The organism is Achromobacter sp. CF-sbj1-Ac2-l (assembly GCF_052698165.1).
Genome location: NZ_CP199855.1, coordinates 4,028,442 through 4,047,926, shown reverse-complemented (window position 1 = coordinate 4,047,926; position 19,485 = coordinate 4,028,442). Strand labels below are relative to the sequence as shown.

The 19,485-nt window shown below is 68.1% G+C and carries 21 protein-coding genes; 8 read left to right on the top strand and 13 right to left on the bottom strand.

Annotated elements, in window-relative coordinates; translation table 11 throughout:
- Positions 1-8 precede the first annotated feature (8 nt).
- Positions 9-929 carry a LysR family transcriptional regulator gene (locus ACUDCK_RS18365; protein WP_054502008.1) on the bottom strand — a complete coding sequence of 307 codons (921 nt, stop codon included), beginning with the start codon at positions 927-929 and terminating at the stop codon, positions 9-11.
- A 112-nt stretch (positions 930-1,041) separates the two neighbouring features.
- Here ACUDCK_RS18365 and ACUDCK_RS18360 point away from each other — a divergent pair, with 112 nt between their 5' ends.
- The 5 genes from ACUDCK_RS18360 (at position 1,042) to ACUDCK_RS18340 (ending at position 4,964) form a co-directional block, all read left to right on the top strand.
- Positions 1,042-1,767, top strand: coding sequence for a hypothetical protein (locus ACUDCK_RS18360; protein WP_244976820.1), 726 nt, complete (start codon positions 1,042-1,044; stop codon positions 1,765-1,767).
- Positions 1,768-1,866: 99 nt separating this feature from the next.
- Positions 1,867-3,462: a lytic murein transglycosylase gene (locus ACUDCK_RS18355; RefSeq protein ID WP_175166702.1), complete on the top strand. Its 1,596-nt coding sequence runs from the start codon at positions 1,867-1,869 to the stop codon at positions 3,460-3,462.
- Positions 3,459-4,094, top strand: coding sequence for a class I SAM-dependent methyltransferase (locus tag ACUDCK_RS18350; protein ID WP_054502010.1), 636 nt, complete (start codon positions 3,459-3,461; stop codon positions 4,092-4,094). The genes ACUDCK_RS18355 and ACUDCK_RS18350 overlap by 4 nt, the downstream gene beginning before the upstream one ends.
- Before the next feature lie 91 nt (positions 4,095-4,185).
- Positions 4,186-4,761 (top strand): GNAT family N-acetyltransferase, encoded by a 576-nt coding sequence (locus tag ACUDCK_RS18345; RefSeq protein WP_175143141.1) that lies wholly within the window; start codon positions 4,186-4,188, stop codon positions 4,759-4,761.
- Positions 4,758-4,964, top strand: a complete 207-nt coding sequence (locus ACUDCK_RS18340) for an oxidoreductase-like domain-containing protein (RefSeq protein WP_175143140.1) — start codon at positions 4,758-4,760, stop codon at positions 4,962-4,964. The genes ACUDCK_RS18345 and ACUDCK_RS18340 overlap by 4 nt, the downstream gene beginning before the upstream one ends.
- 47 nt (positions 4,965-5,011) lie before the next feature.
- On the opposite strand, the gene ACUDCK_RS18335 is transcribed toward ACUDCK_RS18340, so the two are convergent.
- From ACUDCK_RS18335 to ACUDCK_RS18290, 10 genes are all read right to left on the bottom strand, one after another.
- Positions 5,012-5,314, bottom strand: coding sequence for a type II toxin-antitoxin system RelE/ParE family toxin (locus ACUDCK_RS18335; protein WP_054502013.1), 303 nt, complete (start codon positions 5,312-5,314; stop codon positions 5,012-5,014).
- A complete protein-coding gene (locus tag ACUDCK_RS18330) occupies positions 5,311-5,598 on the bottom strand; it encodes a CopG family ribbon-helix-helix protein (protein ID WP_054502014.1) in 288 nt (95 codons plus the stop codon). Before ACUDCK_RS18330 ends, ACUDCK_RS18335 begins: the two co-directional genes overlap by 4 nt.
- 184 nt (positions 5,599-5,782) lie before the next feature.
- A complete protein-coding gene (locus tag ACUDCK_RS18325; RefSeq protein ID WP_054415951.1) occupies positions 5,783-6,220 on the bottom strand; it encodes an acetyltransferase in 438 nt (145 codons plus the stop codon).
- 14 nt (positions 6,221-6,234) lie between these two features.
- On the bottom strand, positions 6,235-7,974 hold the full coding sequence (locus ACUDCK_RS18320; RefSeq protein ID WP_175166703.1) for a peptidase M14: 1,740 nt from the start codon (positions 7,972-7,974) through the stop codon (positions 6,235-6,237).
- A 57-nt stretch (positions 7,975-8,031) separates the two neighbouring features.
- The gene (locus ACUDCK_RS18315) at positions 8,032-8,892 is read right to left on the bottom strand and encodes an ABC transporter permease (protein ID WP_175166704.1); all 861 of its coding nucleotides are present in this window, start codon (positions 8,890-8,892) and stop codon (positions 8,032-8,034) included.
- Positions 8,893-8,897: 5 nt separating this feature from the next.
- Positions 8,898-9,821, bottom strand: a complete 924-nt coding sequence (locus tag ACUDCK_RS18310; RefSeq protein WP_006385014.1) for an ABC transporter permease — start codon at positions 9,819-9,821, stop codon at positions 8,898-8,900.
- A gap of 173 nt (positions 9,822-9,994) precedes the next feature.
- Positions 9,995-11,527 (bottom strand): ABC transporter substrate-binding protein, encoded by a 1,533-nt coding sequence (locus ACUDCK_RS18305; RefSeq protein WP_047991245.1) that lies wholly within the window; start codon positions 11,525-11,527, stop codon positions 9,995-9,997.
- Positions 11,528-11,581: 54 nt separating this feature from the next.
- Positions 11,582-13,435 (bottom strand): ABC transporter ATP-binding protein, encoded by a 1,854-nt coding sequence (locus ACUDCK_RS18300; protein WP_338077838.1) that lies wholly within the window; start codon positions 13,433-13,435, stop codon positions 11,582-11,584.
- A 9-nt stretch (positions 13,436-13,444) separates the two neighbouring features.
- The gene (locus ACUDCK_RS18295) at positions 13,445-13,957 is read right to left on the bottom strand and encodes a winged helix DNA-binding protein (protein WP_054415947.1); all 513 of its coding nucleotides are present in this window, start codon (positions 13,955-13,957) and stop codon (positions 13,445-13,447) included.
- A 172-nt stretch (positions 13,958-14,129) separates the two neighbouring features.
- A complete protein-coding gene (locus tag ACUDCK_RS18290) occupies positions 14,130-14,618 on the bottom strand; it encodes an Lrp/AsnC family transcriptional regulator (RefSeq protein WP_116791767.1) in 489 nt (162 codons plus the stop codon).
- Positions 14,619-14,740: 122 nt separating this feature from the next.
- On the opposite strand from ACUDCK_RS18290, the gene ACUDCK_RS18285 reads away from it, so the two are divergent.
- Complete coding sequence (locus ACUDCK_RS18285; RefSeq protein ID WP_175166705.1) at positions 14,741-16,216, top strand: aminotransferase class V-fold PLP-dependent enzyme; 1,476 nt, start codon at positions 14,741-14,743, stop codon at positions 16,214-16,216.
- A gap of 54 nt (positions 16,217-16,270) precedes the next feature.
- Here the strand turns inward: ACUDCK_RS18285 and ACUDCK_RS18280 are convergent, their stop codons facing one another.
- The gene (locus ACUDCK_RS18280) at positions 16,271-16,636 is read right to left on the bottom strand and encodes a hypothetical protein (RefSeq protein ID WP_064527817.1); all 366 of its coding nucleotides are present in this window, start codon (positions 16,634-16,636) and stop codon (positions 16,271-16,273) included.
- 320 nt (positions 16,637-16,956) lie between these two features.
- On the opposite strand from ACUDCK_RS18280, the gene fmdA reads away from it, so the two are divergent.
- Together fmdA and ACUDCK_RS18270 are read left to right on the top strand one after the other, a co-directional pair.
- Positions 16,957-18,186 (top strand): formamidase, encoded by a 1,230-nt coding sequence (gene fmdA / locus ACUDCK_RS18275; RefSeq protein ID WP_064527815.1) that lies wholly within the window; start codon positions 16,957-16,959, stop codon positions 18,184-18,186.
- A gap of 22 nt (positions 18,187-18,208) precedes the next feature.
- Positions 18,209-18,541 carry a zinc ribbon domain-containing protein gene (locus ACUDCK_RS18270; protein WP_064527813.1) on the top strand — a complete coding sequence of 111 codons (333 nt, stop codon included), beginning with the start codon at positions 18,209-18,211 and terminating at the stop codon, positions 18,539-18,541.
- Positions 18,542-18,633: 92 nt separating this feature from the next.
- On the opposite strand, the gene ACUDCK_RS18265 is transcribed toward ACUDCK_RS18270, so the two are convergent.
- Positions 18,634-19,380 carry an ABC transporter substrate-binding protein gene (locus ACUDCK_RS18265; RefSeq protein ID WP_445659248.1) on the bottom strand — a complete coding sequence of 249 codons (747 nt, stop codon included), beginning with the start codon at positions 19,378-19,380 and terminating at the stop codon, positions 18,634-18,636.
- Between the last annotated feature and the right edge of the window lie 105 nt (positions 19,381-19,485).

The following is a 19,485-nucleotide window of genomic DNA, read 5'->3' as shown; positions in this document are numbered from 1 at the left end:
GGGCGCTCCTAAGAAGAGGATTGGATGGCTTCGGCCAGCGTGTCGGCGAAGGCGCGAGCCTGGCGGGTGCTGGGCCGGTCGCGGCGCCAGATGGCCGCCAGCGGCGAGCGCCGCAGGGCGGGGCGAGGCGCCAGCACCGCCACCTCGCCGCGCGCGGCGCGCACCGCCGCGACGCTGCCGGGCAGCATCCACAGATAGGGTCCGACCGTCAGCAGTTCCCGGCCGAATTCCAGGGATAGGGCGCCGATCATATCCGGAATCGGCAGACCTTCCCGTAACAGCAGCATTTCCAGTTCGCCGCGGATGCGGCTGCCGGGCAGCGCCGTGATCCACGGGTAGGCGACGCAATCGGCCAGCGTGACCTCGGGCCGTTCGGCCAGCGGATGGGCGGGCGCGCAGGCCAGCACCACGGCGTCTTCCAGCAGGGTGACCGACCGGTAGATGCGCGGATCCACCGTGGACGAGAAGCGGCTGATCAGCACGTCCAGCGCGCCGGCGTCCAGGTCCTCGATCAGCCGCTCGTGGGTGCCGATCTCCAGCGTCAGGGTGATGCGTGGATGCCGCTCGCGAAAGCGCGAGGCGGCCTGCGCCACCGGCCAGCCGGCGAACATCGAAAAGCAGCCCACCGTCAGGCTGCCCTCGTCGCCGCGCAACAGCGCCGCCAGGTCGATCTCGGCCTTGCGAAAGCCGGTCAGCAACTGGCGCGCGTGGCGGCACATGGCCTCGCCCAGCGGCGTGCAACTGGTGCCGCGCGCGGTGCGCTCGAACAGCCGCGCGCCCACCAGTTCCTCGATCTCGGCGATGGCGCGCGACAGGCCGGACTGCGTGCTGTGCAACTGCGCCGCCGCCTTGGACAGATTGCCCAGCTCGGCGACCGTCAGCACGATTTCCAGGTGCCGGGTGCGGAGTTTTCCTTTGAAGGGCGTCATGGCGGGCGGGGCAGTGGCGATGCGCCGATTATTGACCCGCGCCGGGCCCTTGGCAACGCGGCCCTGGCGTTTCGGTATAGTTCGTCGCCAGGGAGGCGGACGCGCGATGCGCATGACGACAAGGTGGAAATCCGGGCGGCCCCAGGCCGCGCCACGATGGCTGGTGGCGGGGCTGGCGCTGGCCATGCTGGCCGGCTGCGGCGTGTCGACCGTGGACGCCGTGCGCGTGACCTGGCCGCCGTTCAAGGAAGGCACGGCGCTGACGCTGCCGTCCGATCCGGCGCAGTGTCACGACCTGTCCGGCACCTACCGGGTGGCGGGTGAACCGCGGGGTGAACCGGGCTCGGGCGAGGGCGCCGCCGGCATGGCCGACCTGCGCCACTTCCTGGCCTACACCCTGGACCTGGCGGGCCTGCCGGATACCTCGGAACATGCCTGGCGCCCCACAGCGGCCGCCAGCGTCACCTTCGCGGCGGCGCCGGAAGGCTGGCGGATCCTGGCCGATGACGGCCAGGGCGGCCGCTTCACCGGCCTGCTGCCGCTGCGCGACGGCACGGCGGGCTCCCCCGGTCCGGCGGATGGCCCGCCGCTGGCCCGGACCGACATCCAGCACTTCGGCGGCTGCACCCAGGGCCGCTACTGGATCAGCGCCCGGCGCGACTGGCGCCAGTATGAATCCATGGGCGTGTTCCGCACCGTGGCGCTGCTGCGGCCACAGGCGGGCGGATTGCTGGTGAGCGTGCAGCGCGAGTCGCACAGCATCGGCCTGCTGCCGTGGTATTCGTCGGATGAGGTGCGGTCGCAGTATTGGTTCGGGCCGTCGGCCGCGGGCCGGTAGCCCCTCGGGTAACCGCCCGTATCCACGCGCGCTTTCTGGTTCGATTTCGTCGCCCGCTCGCGGTACGATCCGGGCTGACTTCGATTTTTCAGGATAACCATGCGACAGAATGCGCTTCGCACCCGAATCGATCCCCTGGCGCGCGCCGTCCTGGCCGCCACGCTGAGCGTCGCCGCCTTGGGCGCCGCCCAGGCCCAGTCGCCTTCTTCGGCCACCGGTACGCGCAGTCCCGGGGCCCAGCCTTCCTCGTCCGGACCGGTGCTGACGCCCAAGCGCAGCTTCGACGATCCGGCCACGCCGGCCGCGGCCCCTGCCGCCGCGCCCGCCGCCACGCCGGACGATTCGGCGGCCGCTCCGCCGACAAACATGCGTACGCCTGTCGCCACGCCGGCCGCCACGCCCGCGGCGGCGCCGGCCCATGCGCCTGCCGCGCCAGCCGCCACCGCCGCGCCCGCCGCGCCCGCCGCGCCCGCCGCGACCGCCACCCCCGCCGCGACCGCCACCCCCGCCGCGCCCACGGTCATCATCCCGACCGAGCTCGACACCAAGGCGTGTATCGCCAAGCTGCGCAAGGGCGCCACCGCCAACGGCCTGACCCTGGCCGACTGGGATAAGTACACCGCCAAGGCCAAGCTGCTGCCCACCACCGTGGCGTCCGCCCAGGGCCAGCCCGAGGGCCGCGAAAGCTGGTGGGACTACATCGCCAAGACGGTTGACGACGAGCGCGTGGCCGATGGCCGCGCGGTGCTCGCCAAGTACGGCAAGCAACTGGGCGACATCAGCCAGCAGTACCAGGTGGATCCGGCCACGCTGGTCGCCATTTTCGGCATCGAGACCAACTACGGCCGCCAGGTCGGCAAGACCGACGTGCTCAACGCCTGGCTGACGCGCGCCTGCACCGAGAACAAGACGCTGTGGGAAAAGAACGCCTACGCCTCCGTGCGCCTGCTGCGCGACGGCGTGGTGCCGGCCGACAACTTCGTCGGCTCCTGGAGCGGCGCCTTCGGCATGACGCAGTTCATCCCCACCTCGTTCTACGAGCTGGCGGCGGACGGCGACGGCGACGGCAAGATCGATCTGTACAACTCGCTGCCCGACGCCCTGGCCTCGACCGCCAACCACCTGCGCAAGCGCCGCGCCAAGTGGACCCACGGCCTGCCGGCGGTGGTGGAGGTGCGCGTGCCGGCCGACGTCGCCGCCGCCATTCCGCCCGCGCCCGACGCCGAATACGTCGGCTCGCAGGACCGCCGCAGCATCGCGCAGTGGGCCCAGGCGGGCCTCAAGCAGGGCGACGGTTCCGCGCTCAAGCTGGCCAGCGGCAACGACCAGCAGGCCTACCTGTTCGCGCCCACCGGCGCCAAGGGCCCGGTGTTCCTGGCCACCGTCAATTTCGATGCGATCCTGCACTACAACCAGTCGCGCCGTTACGGGCTGGCGGTGGCGTTGCTGCTGAACCGCCTGCAGGGCGGCCCGGCGCTGGCCACGGCCTGGCCGACGGACGACCCCGGCCTGTCGCGCGCGCAGATCAAGGAAGTGCAGGAGATGCTCAACGCCCGCGGCTATGACGTCGGCACCGCCGATGGCATCCCCGGCGCCAAGACCCGCGACGCGGTGCGCGCCGAACAGGAAAAGCGCAACCTGCCGCAGGACGGCCGCGTCGGCAAGCGCATCTACGACGCGCTCAAGGCCAAATGAGCGCCGCCGATCCCGCGCAAACCGTCGACGGCAGCGGGGCCGTGGTCTCGGGCACCCAGGGTTACGGCGAAAACGCCGCGGCCCTGGCCGAGCAGTACGAGAGCATCGCTTTCGCGGATGTGCATCGCGACGTGGCGCACCTGATCCCGGCAACGCCGTCTCGCATCGCCGACATCGGCGCCGGTTCGGGCCGCGACGCCGCCGCGCTGGCCCGCATGGGCCATCAGGTGGTGGCGGCCGAGCCCACGCCCGAGCTGCGGCGCGAGGGCCAGCGGCGCCACGCGCTGCCCAACCTGGAATGGGTCGATGACGCCTTGCCCGAACTTGCAGGCCTGCAAGGGCGCGAATTCGACGTCATCATGCTGACCGCCGTCTGGATGCACCTGGACGCGGACGAGCGCGCCCGTGGCATGGCGGCGCTGGCGGCATTGCTGGCGCCCGGCGGCCAGATCCTGATGTCGCTGCGCCACGGCCCGGTGCCGCCCGGCCGCCGTATGTTCGACGTATCGGCCGAGGAGACCATCGCGCTGGCGGCCGGGCATGGCCTGTCGGCGCATCACCTCGTCAGGCGCGAAGACATGCTGGACCGCGCCGACGTGCACTGGAGCTTCCTGGGCCTGCGGCGCGGCTAGCAGGGTGTGTCCACGGTGCGAAAGTGCGATGGCATGCAGGGGCGGGCATGGATATGATGCAAGGCACCGTGTGTGTCCATGCTTCGAGATCATGCCGTCCGCCCTGCTGCCCGAATCCTTCGTCACCCAGCGCTTGCGCGCCGAGCGCATGTCGTCGACCCATCTGCCCTTCATCGCGGCCATGCACGCCGACGCCGCCCTGATGGCAACCATGGGCGGCACCCGAGACGCCACGGCCAGCCGGCGCTACGTCGAGCACAACATGCTGCATTGGGCCGAACATGGCTACGGCATGTACGTGCTGAGCGAGCGCGACAGCGGCGCGCTGGCCGGCCGAGCTGGCCTCAAGCTGGCGCTGTCGGGCAAGATCGAGCGGGTCGAGATCGCCTACGCGTTCATGCCCACCTGTTGGGGCCGGGGCCACGCCTCGGAAATCACCCGCGCCTTGCTGGCGCTGGGATTCGAACGCCTGCCGGTGGACGCGCTGAGCGCCGTGGCGATACAGGCCAACGCCGCGTCGCTGCGCGTGATGGAAAAATGCGGGATGCGCTGGATCGAGACCACCGGCGAAGGCGAGGCGCGCAAGCTGCGCTACGAGATCCGGCGCCAGCAATGGCGGGCGCTGGCGGACGAAGCGGCGCCGATCGGCGCTAACATGCGGCCATGAGTCCCGCGAATACCCCCGATACCCCGAATACCACTCCGCCCGCCGACGACGATCCGCCGCCCGTGCCGCCTGAGGCCCCCGCGCCCGAGGAATGCTGCAACAGCGGCTGTATCCCCTGCGTCTACGACACCTACAACGAAGCCATGGACGAATACCGCGCCGCGCTCAAGGCGTGGCGGGCTCGGCATGGCGTGGTGGGGTAGGGGGCGGGCAACCGCCGTTTGGGCGCGGCTTTGCCGTACCGCGAGATTCAACGATTGCCCGGCGATGAATCCGGCGTTGGCCACTGCCGAGCCGCATGCAGCACACGCAGCATGCGCACCAGATCGTTCGTCACGTCGTAGATCAATAGATAGTTCGGGTGCGCCACCAGCTCCCGGGTGCCAGCGACACGGCCCGGGCGACCCAGGCCGGGATGATCGATCAGGCGTCCCGCCTGCTCTTCAAGCTGTTCATCAAGCGTCAGCGCCGCAACGGGGTTGTCCGCCTCGATGAAATCGTAGATCGCTTCCCGGTCCCGGATCGCTTCGGGCGTCCAGCGCAATGCCCTCACTTGGATGTTGCAATCCGGCGACGGGTCGCGGCGCGACGGGCCGCGAATTTGGTTTCGACCTCGGCGGCCGGCACCAGGCGGCCGGCGTTAGCGGAATCCAGGCCCGCTTGCACCTGGCGGCGGAACCAGGCGTCATGCTGGGCGGCTTCCTGTTGTTGCTGCACGTACTCCCGCATGAAGTCACGCAGAAGCTGTGCGCCGGTGCGGTCTCGGGCCTTGGCGGCCATGGCGAACTCGTTTTTCAAGGCTTCATCCACCCGAAAGGTAAAGGTAGCGTCGCTCATGGTGCGGTTCTCATGTGTTACACGATAAGTGCAGCGTAACACGCCCGTCCCGTGGCGCTTGCTGCGATCATTCGTCACCCCGGCGGGGAAAGCAACAGGGGACGCCATCAATTGGGTGATATATCGAGCACGCATATCGAACAGGCGCCCGTGCAGGCAGCGTAACTGCCTCCTCCCGTCCGCCTCAGCCCGCCAGCTTCATATGAATGATCGGCCGCGGCCGCCCCGCGGCATCGGTTTCCGAACGGCCCACGTCTTCAAAGCCATAGTGCTTGTAGAACCCATGCGCCTGCGGATTCTGTTCATTGACGTCGACCCGCAGGCTGCCGTGCAGCGACAGCGCGAAATTCAGCAGGCGCCGCCCGGCGCCCTTGCCGCGCTTGTTGGCGTCGACGAACAGCATCTCGACCTTGTTGCCGTTCAGGCCCATGAAGCCGGCGACCTCGCCGGCATCGTCCTCGCAGACCCAGACGCGCACCGACGGCAGGTAGGTGTTGAGCACCTGCGGGTACATGGCCTGGATTTCCTTTTCGGACAGGAACGTATGGGTGGCGCGCACCGAACGAAGCCAGATGTCCACCAGGGCGAGGTCGTCGCCGTGGTTGCGTTCTCGGATGTTCATGTCAGGAAGGGGCGTCAGTGTCCGGCGCGGTGGATGTCGGTCGCCGCCAGGACGGTTTCCATTTGCACAGTATGCGCGAAAACGAAGCGGTCCCCGTACACGGTTTCATCCGGAAACTCGGAGATCAGCGCCATCGGCAGCGCTTCCCGGTCGGTCTCCGTGACCTGCACGGGAATGCCGTTCAGCACATCGAATCCGGTTTCGAGCGCGTGCGCGTGGAATAGTTCAAGCTGGCGCGCGTTGAATTCCACCAGGCCGGGCACGTTGCGGGCCAGCCGCGCCGTCACGCCCTCGATCAGGCGGCGGGCGCGCTCGCGCCAGCCGGGGTGGTGGCGCAGCACCAGGAAGAAGCCCTTGGGAATGGTCCACAGCTCGAAATTGCGCGGCAGGTAGCCCGACAGGGGGCGGGTCCACTCATGGGCTGGGTAGCCGTGCAGGTTGATGTGCAACTGCGCGCCGCTGATGGCGTGGGCCTGGTGGCGCCCCTCGCGTTCGAAGAACGGCGCGTGTTCGCGGTAGGCGATGTCGTCGCCCAGCGCGCTGTAGCGCGAGGCGTGCAGCATGTGGCGCGGATGCTGTTCGCGCAGGCGGTTAAAGAGCGCGTAGCCGTCTGGATTCTCGGCGGCGATCAGCGCGAAGTGGGCGTCGCCGCGCGCCTTCAGCGCTTGCGCCGCGCGCAGCGCGCCGACCACGCCGGAGGTCTCGTTGGCATGCTGCGCGCCCGAGATGAAGACCGCCGGGCCCGGGCCGCGCAGATAGGTGCCCAGCACCGGGCGGCCCTGGCGCGACACGGCCTGGAAGGCGTCGCCGCCCAGCGCGGCCATGCAGCCGGCGATCTGCCCGGCCGCCAGCGGCTGGCGCAGCTCGGCCAGCGGCGCGTCCAGCGCCACGGGCGCCACCGGCGCCGGCGGCGCGAAGGGTTCCAGCGTCACCAGCACGCGCGCCGCGCCGTCGTGGCGGCGGATGTCGGGAATGATCTGGCCGGGCTGCAGGCCGCGGTCGCCGGAGGGACGGCCGGAGTGGTGCTGGAAGTGTTCCAGCAGCGTGAAGTACAGGTCTTCGTGCAGCGCTTCGAAGGTGCTGACGATTTCCTCGTCGACCGGCAGCGCGAAGTCCATGCCGGGCAGGTCGACGCGGATCTCCAGCCGGTCGAAATACGGTTCGTGCGCGCCCCAGGGATGGTTGCGCACCGTGTCGACGATGCTGCGAAAGGCTTGCTGGTATTCGGTGGCCTGGGCCGCGTCGGTCTGGATGGCGCCGTCGGCGTCGCGCACGCGCAGCCACCCGGTGGGCGACAGTTCGGGCTTGCCGTCCTGCGCCTGGCCAAGCTGGTTGGGCGCGAACACGCGATCTTCACGGCGTCGGCCGTCGGCGTAGACGAGCGTGACGTCGTAGTGCAGGTCGGACGCGCCCGGCTTCATCGTCACGCGCACGCCTTGCAGCAGCGCCACCAGCGGATAGGCTTCGAGCGTGAAGCGCTTGGGCAGCGCGTGCTCATGCCGCGGATAGCGCAGGTCGACCGCCACCAGTCCGTCGCGCTCGACCTCTTCCAGGAAGTAGTGCAGCAGCGGCTTGTAGGCGCTGCGAAAGCGCGCCGTCACGCCGGCCTGCGCCAGCCGCGCCTCGGCCTCGCGGCGCGCGTCGACGCCTTCGAACAGCCAGCCTTCCACCGCCGCGCCACGCCAGGCCGGGGCCTTGTAGGCATGGATCCAGGCGTCCAGCGTGCGGTCGAATGTCTTTTCCAGCAATGCCATCGTCAGTAGTCCTCAAGTGCCTGCCGGAGCAGGCCGCCCCAGGGCGGGGGCATTCATTTACACCTTGCCGGTGGGATCCAGGCGATCGCGCAGCCAGTCGCCCAGCAGGTTCAGGCCCAGCACGGTCAGCATGATCGCCAGGCCGGGGAACACGCTCACCCACCACGCCGTCTGCATGTAGGTGCGGCCATCGGCCAGCATACCGCCCCAGCTCGGGATCATGGGATCCACGCCCAGGCCCAGGAAGGTCAGGCTGCTTTCCAGCAGGATGTTGTTGGCGACGTTCAGCGTCATCAGGATCACCAGCGGGCCCAGCAGGTTGGGCACGATGTGATGGCGGATCATGGCCAGGTCGCGCACGCCGAAGGCGCGCGCCGCCAGCACGAACTCGCGCTCGCGCAGCGCCAGCACCTGGGCCCGCACCAGGCGCGCGTACTGCACCCACTGCGAGATGATCATGAAGAAGATCACGTTGAACAGGCCGCCGCCGAGGATGGCGATGAAGGTGATGGCCACCAGGATGAACGGCAGCGCCAGTTGCACGTCGGCGAAGCGCATCACGATCATGTCCCAGAAGCCGCGGTAGTAGCCGGCGATCAGGCCCATGATGATGCCGAGCAGGGCGCCGCCCAGCACCGACGCGAAGCCCACCAGCAGCGAGATCTTGCCGCCGACGATGACGCGCGCCAGCACGTCGCGGCCCAGCGGGTCGGTGCCGAACAGGTGGGCGGCGCTGGTGAAGGGCGCCATCAGGCGGGCGGTCAGGTCCATGGACTCGCCGCCATCGGGAAACAGCCAGCCCGAGGCCAGCACCAGGACGATCATGACGCCGGTCAGCGCGGCGCCCAGCACGAATTCCAGCGAGCGGTAGCGGCTGCGCGGCTTGACGGCCTTGGCGGGGGAAGTAGTGGTCTGCATGGGGCTCACCGCGTGCGGATACGGGGATCGACGATGCCGTAGGCGATGTCGACGATCAGGTTGACCAGGACGATGACGGCGGCCAGCACGGTGACCGTGCCTTGCAGCACCGGGTAGTCGCGGCCGGAGATGGCGTCGAACGCCAGCGTGCCCAGGCCGGGCCAGTTGAACACCATCTCGATGACGACGATGCCGCCGATCAGGCCGCCGAACTGCAGCCCCAGGTAGGTGATGAGGGGAATGGCGCAATTGCGCAGCGCGTGCTTGTACAGCACGATGCGCTCTTTCAGGCCCTTGCTGCGCGCTACCATGATGTACTGGGCCGACAGCGTCTCCAGCATGGTGGTGCGCACCAGGCGGATGTTGGTGGCCGACAGGATGATCGCCATGGTCAGCGACGGCAGCACCAGGCTGGCCGGACCGCTCCAGCCCGACGGCGGCAGCAGCGGGAAAGTGATCGACAGCAGCAGCACCAGCATCAGCGCCAGCCAGAAGTTGGGGAACGACAGTCCCACCAGCGACAGGATGCGGATCGCCTGGTCGGTGGGCTTGCCGCGCTTGATGGCGGCCTGGATGCCCAGCGGCAGCGAAATCAGGATCGACGCGATCAGCGAGGTGAACGCCAGCATCAGCGTGGCCGGCAGCGCGTCGCCGATCAGCTTGGCGACCGAGGTGCCGCCCATGAAGCTGCGGCCGAAGTCGCCGTGCAGCAGGCCCTGCATGTAGCTCAGGTATTGCTCGTGGAACGGCCGGTTCAGGCCCAGCGCCTGGCGGATGTTGGCCAGGTCCTGCTCGGTGACGCTGCCCGAGCCCTGGCTGAGCATCAGCGCGGGGTCGCCGGTCAGGCGCACGGCGTAGGAGACGAGCAGCGTCACGGCCACGATCACGAAGACCGCCTGCAACACGCGTTTAATCAGAAATCCGGTCATGAGGCTCCGCCAGGGCTTTCGCCCCGGCGAATCAGTAGGGTTAATGCGTCAATGCTTCACAGACATCGCGACGCCCAATCAGGCATCGCCCCCCTAGCGGGATGCCGCGGATCCGGCTCCGCCGGTCCGCAGGCATGCCCCTGGGGGAAGGCGCGCAGCGCCTCGGGGGGGCTCTACTCCACGGTCGTATCGACGAACCGGAAGCGGATGTCGCCCGGCACCTCCAGGCCCTTCACGCGCTTGTTCACGCCGACGATGGTGTTCAGGCTGTACAGCGGCAGTTCCAGCGCCTGGTCGGCCACGTAGCCGGCGATCTCCTGCAGCATGGCTTCGCGCTTCTTCACGTCATAGACAGTGCGCTGCGCTTCCAGCATGGCGTTCAGCTTGGGATCGTTGTCGTACGGATTCCACTTCTGGCCCGAGTGGTACATCAGGTAGGCCGTGTTGTCGTAGTCGTAGGTCCAGCCGCCCCACTGGTTCTGCCACATCTCGCCGGTCTTGCCGCCGGGGATGATGTCGTTGAGCAGCACGCCGGTCTCATACGGCTTGATGGTGGCGCGCACGCCCACCGCTTGCAGATAGCCCGACACCGCCTGGGCCACTTCGCGGAAGTTCGAATCGCTGCCGCGCACGTCGATCTGCACCGTCGCGCCCGGCTTGATGCCGGCGCCGGCCAGCAGCTTCTTGGCTTCGGCGGGGTTGAAGGGCAGGGGCTTCTGCTCGGGGTTGTAGCCGAACGACTGCGGACCCTGGAAGCTGGCGATGGTCTTGGCCTGGCCCAGCAGCAACTGCTTGACGATGGTGTCGCGGTCCACCGCCATGATCAGCGCGCGGCGCACGTCGCGGTTCTGGGTGATGCCGTTCTTGGTGTTGTAGCGCAGCGCGAAGGCCACCGGGCCGCCGGTCGAGATGACGTCGGCGTTGCCGGACTTCTTGACCGTCTCGATCAGGCCCAGCGGGATCAGCGTGGCGATGTCCACGCGCCCGGCCTGCAGTTCGGCGACCTGGGTGCCGGGTTCGCTGATGAAGCGGTAGACCACCTTGTCCAGCTTGGGCTTGCCGCCCCAGTAGTCGTCATTGCGCGCCAGGGTCACGTTGACCTTGGGCTGGTAGCTTTCGAACTTGAACGGGCCGGTGCCGACCGGGTGGGTGTTGAAGTTCTCCTCGCCCTTTTCCTGGATGTACTTGGGCGGCACGATCATGGCGCCGTAGCCGGCCAGCTTGGTCAGCAGCACGGGGTCGGGCTGCTTGAGGATGAAGTCGACGGTGTACTCGTCCACCACCTTGACCTCGCCGATCGAGTCGTAGTTCGACTTCTGCGGGCCCTTGGCGCCTTCCGCGCCCAGCAGGCGCTCGAACGTGAACTTGACGGCCTCGGCGTTGAACGGCTCGCCGTTGTGGAACTTGACGCCCTGGCGCAGCGTGAAGCGCAGGCGCTTGTTGTCGTCCAGGTATTCCCACTTGGTGGCCAGCCCCGGCTGCAGCTTCAGGTCGGCGCCGCGCATGGTCAGCCCGTCGTACAGGTTGCTGCCGACCGAACCCCAAAAGGTCACGAAGGTGTCGATCGGATCCCAACTGCCCGGATCCTGGTTGATGGCGACGTTGAGCGTGCCGGCGGCCTGGGCGGTCGACAGGACCGCGGGCAGCGCGCCGCCCAGCGCCAGGGCCAGGGCGGTGGCGGTGAAGGTTTTGCGTAGGGAGAGCATGTTCAACTCCTGGGACGGGAAATCGGCCGGGCCGACGTGTAGAAAACGGAAGGTTCAGGCGGCGCGGGCCACGCGGTGGCCGGGCGCGAATTCAACCAGGGGAATGATCGCCGGCTCGTCGCCCACGCGCCGCACCGGGCTGGGAATCTCGCCCTCGATCAGCGAGGTGTCGAGGTGCCGGCCGGGCTCGGCCACCGGCACGGCGGCCAGCAGCTTGCGGGTGTAGGCGTGCTGCGGCGATTCGAAGATCTGGCGGCGCGTGCCCAGCTCGACGATCTGGCCCAGGTACAGCACCGCCACGCGGTGGCTGACCTTCTCCACCACCGCCATGTCGTGGGTGATGAACAGGTACGACAGGCCGCGGTCTTTCTGCAGATCCATCAGCAGGTTCAGGATCTGCGCCTGGATCGACACATCCAGCGCCGACACCGATTCGTCGGCGATGATCAGTTTGGGGTCGCTGGCCAGGGCGCGGGCGATGCAGACGCGCTGGCGCTGGCCGCCGGAGAACTCGTGCGGATAGCGGCGCGCGTGCTCGGGCTTCAGGCCCACCTGTTCCAGCAGCTCGCCGACGCGGCGCGCGATGGCGGCCTCGTCGGTCAGCAGGCGGTGGGTGCGGATCGGCTCGGCGATGCTGAAGGCCACGGTCTTGCGCGGGTCCAGCGAGGCATACGGATCCTGGAAGATGTACTGGATCTCCTGGCGCAGGCGCTGACGGCCGGCGGCGTCCATCGAGAAGATGTCCTGGCCGTTGTAGCGCACCGCGCCCGAGGTCGGCGCCACCAATTGCTGCAGGGTCTTGCCGATGGTCGATTTGCCGCTGCCCGATTCGCCCACCAGCGCCAGCGTTTCGCCGGGGTAGACGTCGAAGCTCACTTCCTCGACCGCGTGCACGCGGTGGGTGACGCGGCCGAACAGGTTGTGGCCGACGTCAAAGCGCGTGGTCAGTTTCTCGACGCGCAGCACCGGCTCGTCGTAGCGCGCCGTGTCCTGCTCGCGGGTCTCGCCGACTTCGCGCAGCGTGTCGCCTTCCAGCACCGTCTGCGGCGTGCGCAGCGGCAGGTCGCGGCCGGTCAGGCTGCCCAGGCGCGGCACGGCGGCCAGCAGGGCGCGGGTATAGGGATGCCTGGGCGCGCGGAAGATCTCTTCCACCGGGCCCTGCTCGACCTTCCTGCCGCGCAGCATCACCACCACGTCGTCGGCCATCTCGGCCACCACGCCCATGTCGTGGGTGATGAAGATCACGGCGGTGCCCAGGTCGCGCTGCAGTTCGCGGATGGTGTTCAGGATCTGCGCCTGGATGGTCACGTCCAGCGCGGTGGTCGGTTCGTCGGCGATCAGCAGGCGCGGCTGGCACGACAGCGCCATCGCGATCATCACGCGCTGGCGCATGCCGCCCGACAACTGGTGCGGGTAGCGGTCCAGCAGTTGTTCGGCGTCCGGCAGGCGCACCTTCTCCAGCAGCGCGCGCGCCGCCTTGCGGGCGGCCGAGCGCGACAACTGCTGGTGCAGCATGATGGCCTCGATGATCTGGTCCCCGATGGTGAACACCGGGTTCAGCGAGGTCATCGGTTCCTGGAAGATCATGGCAATGTCGTTGCCGCGGATCGCGCGCATCTGCTCGTCGGACGCGGCGGTCAGGTCGACCTCGCGGTCGGCGCCGTCGCGGAACAGGATCTTGCCGGTGGCGATGCGGCCGTTGTTGTAGTCCGTCAGCCGCATGATGGCCATGGACGTCACCGACTTGCCCGACCCGGACTCGCCGACGATGGCCAGCGTCTTGCCCGGCCGCACGTCGAAGTCCAGGTTCTCGACGGCGCGGAACACGCCGTTTTCGGTATTGAAATCCACCGAGACGCCGCGCACGGAGAGCAGCGGCTGGGCGGAGGAGGCGGGAAGGCTAGACAACGTGGATTCTCACAGCGAGGTGGCGGCGCGGGCGGCCTGGTCGTACAGGCCCGACAGGGCGCGCAGGGTATTGGCCAACTGGTGGCTGGCATCGTCCGCGGCGGGGGAGTCGATGAAGGGTTTCACCAGGCATTGCTCGCGCACTTCGGCGTAGCGCTGGATCGCGGCGGCGCCGGCATCGGTGGTGGTGTAGATCACTTCCTTGCCGGTCTTGGCGCTTTGCACCACGCCCAGCCGCTCCAGCTTCTTGAGCGAATAGTTCACCAGGTGGGTGTCTTCGACATTGAGCGTGAAGCAGATGTCCGCCAGTTTCTTGCCGCGGCCGCGATGGAACACGTGGTTCAGCACCAGGATGTCCAGCGAGGTCAGCTCGGGCAGCCCGGCACAGGCCATGCAGCGGACCATCCAGCGATTGAAGGCGTGCGAGGCGATGATCAGGCCGAACTCCACCTCGGACAGCTCCGGGGCGGACGAGGCGAGATGGGAGGAGGAAACAATGGCGTCCCGGACGGAAACAGGCATGGGAGGCAGATGGGGACGGATCGACAACAAAACGTTGGCGAATTATTGACGATTTGTGGATATGCAGGCATCCGGGATAACCCGTGGATATAAGCGGTCCCCGGGGTTCATGACCACAAGTTATTCCCGCGGCGGCGTCGTGGCCGCCGTCGCGATCTGACGCGAAGCCTCGCTATGCCGCGCCCGCCGATTCCTGCAACAGCCCCAGGTCGGGCGGGCGGTTCTCGATGATGGCTTCCATGCTGAAAAAGCCCGTCACGGTGGACAGTTCGAAGTCGGTGATGAGCTTCTGGTAGAAGCGGTCGTACCCGGCGATGCCGCGGCAGACCACCTGGATCAGGTAGTCCCAGTCGCCGCCGATGCGGTAGAAGCCGGTCACTTCGGGCAGGCGTTCCACGTGCTTGCGAAAGCCGTCGGCCCATTCCTTGGCGTGATGGCTGGTGCGGATCATGACGAACACCGTCAGGTCCAGCCCGAGTTCGGCCAGGTTCACCTCGGCGCGGGTGCCGCGGATGATGCCGCAGGCGTTCAGCCGCTGCAGTCGGCGCCAGCAGGCGTTCTGCGACAGGCCGACCCGGTCGGCCAGCTCGCGCTGCGACAGCGAGCCCTCGCGTTGCAGGCAGGAAATGATATTCAGATCAAACTTGTCAATTTTTTCCATGAATTCGATCAGATGATCTGTTTTCAGCGATTTTAAGGAAAATTTAGGTGAGGTTTCAAAATTCCTTCCATCGTATGATATTCCGATAATTTTCCTGCCAGCCGTTTCATCGAATCCGCACCATGTCTACCCAAGCGACCCCGGCCGCCACAGGGCCGTTGCGCCAGTTCCAGCAATCCCTGCAATCCCCCGACATCATCGCCAGCCTGGCCGACGGCCTGATCGGCAAGGACGCCGTCATCGAAGGCCCCTTTGGCCTCAAGCCGCTGGTCTACGCCGACTACGTCGCCTCTGGCCGCGCGCTGATGCAGGTCGAGCGCTTCGTCCTGGAACACGTGCTGCCGTACTACGCCAACTCGCATACCGAGGCCTCGTTCTGCGGCGGCTTCATCACGCGCCTGCGGCGCGAGGCGCGCGCCGTGGTCGGCCGCTGCTGCGGCGCGGGCGACGAGCACGCCGTGATCTTCTCCGGCTCGGGCGCCACCATGGGCCTTAACCGCCTGGTGCACCTGTTGGGCGTGCCGGCCGCGCTGGCGGCGGGCCGCAAGGTGCGGGTCGTCATCGGCCCCTACGAGCATCATTCCAACATCCTGCCGTGGCGCGAATGCGGCGCCGACATCGTCGTGCTGGCGGAAAGCCCGCAGGGCGGCCCGGACCTGGGCGAACTCGACGCCGCGCTGCGGGCGCCGGACGGCACGCTGGTCATCTGCGCGCTGTCGGCCGCCTCCAACGTCACCGGCATCGTCGCCGACGTCGAGGCCATCACCCGCCGCGTGAAGCGCGCCGGCGCCCGGATGATCTGGGACTACGCCGGCGGCGCGCCGTACCTGGACATCCGCATGACGCCCGCGGCCGATGCGCCGATCGACGCCATCGTGTTCTCGCCGCATAAGTTCATCGGCGGGCCCGGCGCGTCCGGCATCCTGATCGTGCGTCGCGACGCGGTCGTGCCGACCACGCCCACCTTCCCGGGCGGGGGCACCGTCAAGTTCGTCTCGCCCAGCCACCACGACTACAGCGCCAGCCTGGAAGCGCGCGAAGAGGCGGGCACCCCCAACGTGGTCGGCGACATCCGCGCCGCGCTGGTGCTGCTGGTCAAGGAAGCGCTGGGCGCCGATCTGATGGCGCGGCGCAACGCCGCCTTCGTGCGGCGCGCGCTGGCCCGCTGGCAGGGCGATCCCCGCCTGGAACTGCTGGGCTCGTTGACCGCCCCGCGTCTGCCGATCTTCTCCTTCCGCGTGCGCGACGGCCAGGGCGGCTACGTGCACCAGCAACTGGTCACGCGCATGCTGAGCGACCGCTTCGGCATCCAGGCCCGCGGCGGCTGCGCCTGCGCCGGCCCGTACGTGCACAACCTGCTGGAGATCGACGAGGCCGAATCGGCGCGCATGCGCCAGGCCATCCTCGATGGCCGCGAAATCGAAAAGCCGGGCTTTGTCCGCCTGAATTTCAGCGTGCTGCTGTCCGACGCCAAGGCCGACTTCATCCTGGATTCGGTGCTGGCATTGGCCGCCGATGCGACCGAGTTCGAAGACCGCTACGACTTCGACCCCGCGCGGGCCATCTTCTTCCCGCGGCCCGCCTCGGCGGTGGCCTGACGCGGTCGGCGGCCGCGCATCGCGGGGGCCAGGCCCCGCTGCGCAGCCGTCCCTTCATTCCTTCATGTAGGGGCCGCAGGTATTGATCCAGGCGGTCTTGAGCGCGGCCAGGTTGTCGGGCCGGTCCTTCATCGCGCGCACGGTCTTCTCGGGAAATTCCCCGCCGTCGCGCACGCATTGCTCGTAGTCATCGACCAGCTCGAACTCCATGTCCAGCAGGTCCAGCCGCCCCTGGCACAGCGGCGCGTTCAGCTCCTGCCAGTTGGCGGTCTCGCGTCCCTTCTGCACGTTCACCGCTTCCTGGTAGCGGGCGGCGCTGGCGTCGAACCGCGCCACGCATTCCTTGGCCGCGTGAGCGGCGCCCGGCGGCAGGACACAGGCGAGCAGGAGCAGGATGGGCAGGGGGCGGATCGGGATCATGGACGGGGGCTTCCGGCGCGGCGGGGCCGCGAAATGCAATGGGCGGATCATAACTGCCGGACGAGTCGACACTCGCGCCGTATTCTTTTTTCCTGTTTCCCGCTAGTGGGAAACGCGCGTGTCAGCGAGTTCGCCAGCGGCGGGCGCGCACCCTGCGCGGCCGCATGCTGCATGGAAAACCAGTATGGCAATCAATGCAAACGCGTCTACCATCGTTCACACGTCAAGGAATCGAAGATCCAATCCCCACATGCGAAATTGGACGCGCCTTCCAGCTTAAGTTCTGTTTTATCAACACGTTGCGTTGGAGATGAAAGAGAATGACCGATACCCTCATTCAGGTCGACCTGACCCAGTCCCCCTACGAGAACAAGCAGATCCACAACCGCTGGCATCCGGATATCCCGATGGCCGTCTGGGTCAAGCCCGGCGATGATTTCATCCTGGAGACCTACGACTGGACCGGCGGCGCCATCAAGAACGACGACAGCGCCGACGACGTGCGCGACGTCGACCTGTCCACCGTGCATTTCCTGTCCGGCCCCGTCGGCGTCGAAGGCGCCGAGCCCGGCGACCTGCTGGTGGTGGACCTGCTGGATATCGGCGCCAAGCCCGACAGCCTGTGGGGCTTCAATGGCTTTTTCAGCAAGAACAACGGCGGCGGTTTTCTCACCGACCATTTCCCCCATGCGCAGAAATCCATCTGGGATTTCCACGGCATGTTCACCTCGTCGCGGCACATCCCGGGCGTCAGCTTCGCCGGCCTGATCCATCCCGGCCTGATCGGCTGCCTGCCCGACAAGAAGCTGCTGGACACCTGGAACCAGCGCGAGCAGGCGCTGATCGACACCAACCCGAACCGCGTGCCGCCGCTGGCCAATCCGCCCGCGCCCAAGACGGCGCACATGGGCGCGCTGCAAGGGGCCGAGCGCGAGCGCGCGGCGGCCGAGGGCGCGCGCACCGTGCCGCCGCGCGAGCATGGCGGCAATTGCGACATCAAGGACCTGTCGCGCGGCGCGCGGGTGTTCTTCCCGGTCTACGTCAAGGGCGGCGGCCTGTCGGTGGGCGACCTGCACTTCTCGCAGGGCGACGGCGAGATCACCTTCTGCGGCGCCATCGAGATGGCCGGCTGGGTGCACATGCGCGTCACGCTGATCAAGGGCGGCATGGACAAGTACGCCATCCGCAACCCGATCTTCAAGCCCAGCCCGATCACGCCGGCCTACAAGGACTTCCTGATCTTCGAGGGCATCTCGGTGGACGAGGGCGGCAAGCAGCACTACCTGGACGTGAACGTGGCCTACCGCCAGGCCTGCCTGAACGCCATCGAATACCTGAAGAAGTTCGGCTATTCGGGCGCGCAGGCGTACTCGATCCTGGGCACGGCGCCGGTGCAGGGGCACATCAGCGGGGTGGTGGACATTCCCAACTCCTGCGCCACACTGTGGCTGCCGACCGAGATCTTCGATTTCGACATCCAGCCCTCGGCCTCCGGGCCGATCAAGCACATCAAGGGCGGCGTCGACCTGCCCTTGTCGCGCGACCGCTGAGGCCGGGACCAGGGAGACCGACATGCCCATGTATGACTACGCTTGCGCCGGCTGCGGCGAGTTCGCGGCGCTGCGGCCGCTGGCGCAATGGCGCGATCCGGCCGACTGCCCGCAATGCGGGGCCGCCTCGCACCGCATCGTCGGCGGCGCGCCCGCGATCTCGGCGCTGTCGTCGGCCGTCAACCGCGCCCATGCCGCCAACGAACGCAGCGCCAACGAACCGCGCAGCTCGCGTTCCGGACACGGCATGAACTGCGGTTGTTGTTCGGGCGGACGCACGTCCGGCAAGACCCGCACCACGGCCGACGGCGCCAAGTCCTTCGCCGGTTCACGGCCCTGGATGATCAGCCACTGACGCCGTCCCGTCGATGGCGGCCCGCATGCCGGGGCGTCATCGACGGTTCGCCACGCGGCGGCGCGGCGCGTGATCCCGCCGCCTCGCTTTTTTTATTGTGGCGCGGCTTCCAGCGGCGCCACGGCGGCGCCCTGGATCTTGTGGCGCGCCAGCGCCTCGGCCACGAAACCGCTTTTCTTCATGGCTTCGACAAAGGCGGCCAGGTAGGCGCTGGCCTTGGCGCCACGGCTCTTGGGCACGCCCATGGCCTGGCGGATCAGCATGAAGTGGCCGTCCAGCAGGCGCAGGCCGCCCAGGCGCTGCGCATCGGCTTGCAGTTGCTGTTTGACGCCGGCGGCCACTTCCATGTTTTCCTTGACGAAGGTGTCGACCACCGCGGGCGAGGTGGGCGCGCGGAACAGCTCGGCGTGCTTGATTTCACGCGTCAGGTACAGGTCATAGGCGCTGCCCTTGCCGACCACCACGCGCTGGCCGGTGCGGTCCACCTCTTCCATGCGGGTGATGGGCGAATCGTCGCGCACCAGGTAAGCGCCCTCGATCACCACATAGGGCGCGGTGAAGGCGATCTGCTCGCCGCGCAGCGGATCGATCGCGAAAAAGCCCACGTCGGCCTGCTCGGCGGCGACCGCGTTGACCGATTCGCCGGCGGACTTGAACACCACCAGTTCCAGCTTCACGTCGAGCCGGCGGGCCAGTTCCGTGGCCAGGTCGACCGACACGCCGTCGGGCGCGCCGGTGTCGGGATGGGTGTTGGCCAGGATCGGGTTGCCCAGGTTGATGGAGGCGCGCAGCGTGCCCGTCGGGGCAAACGCGTCGAGCAGTTCGTGATCGGTCTTCATGGATCTTCCTTCCTCGAGGGACGCCGCCGGTGTCGCGGCGGCGCGGCATGTGCAGCCCAGAGAATAGCCGCAAGCGAGGCGCTTGCGTGCCGCTGGCGGCGCCGA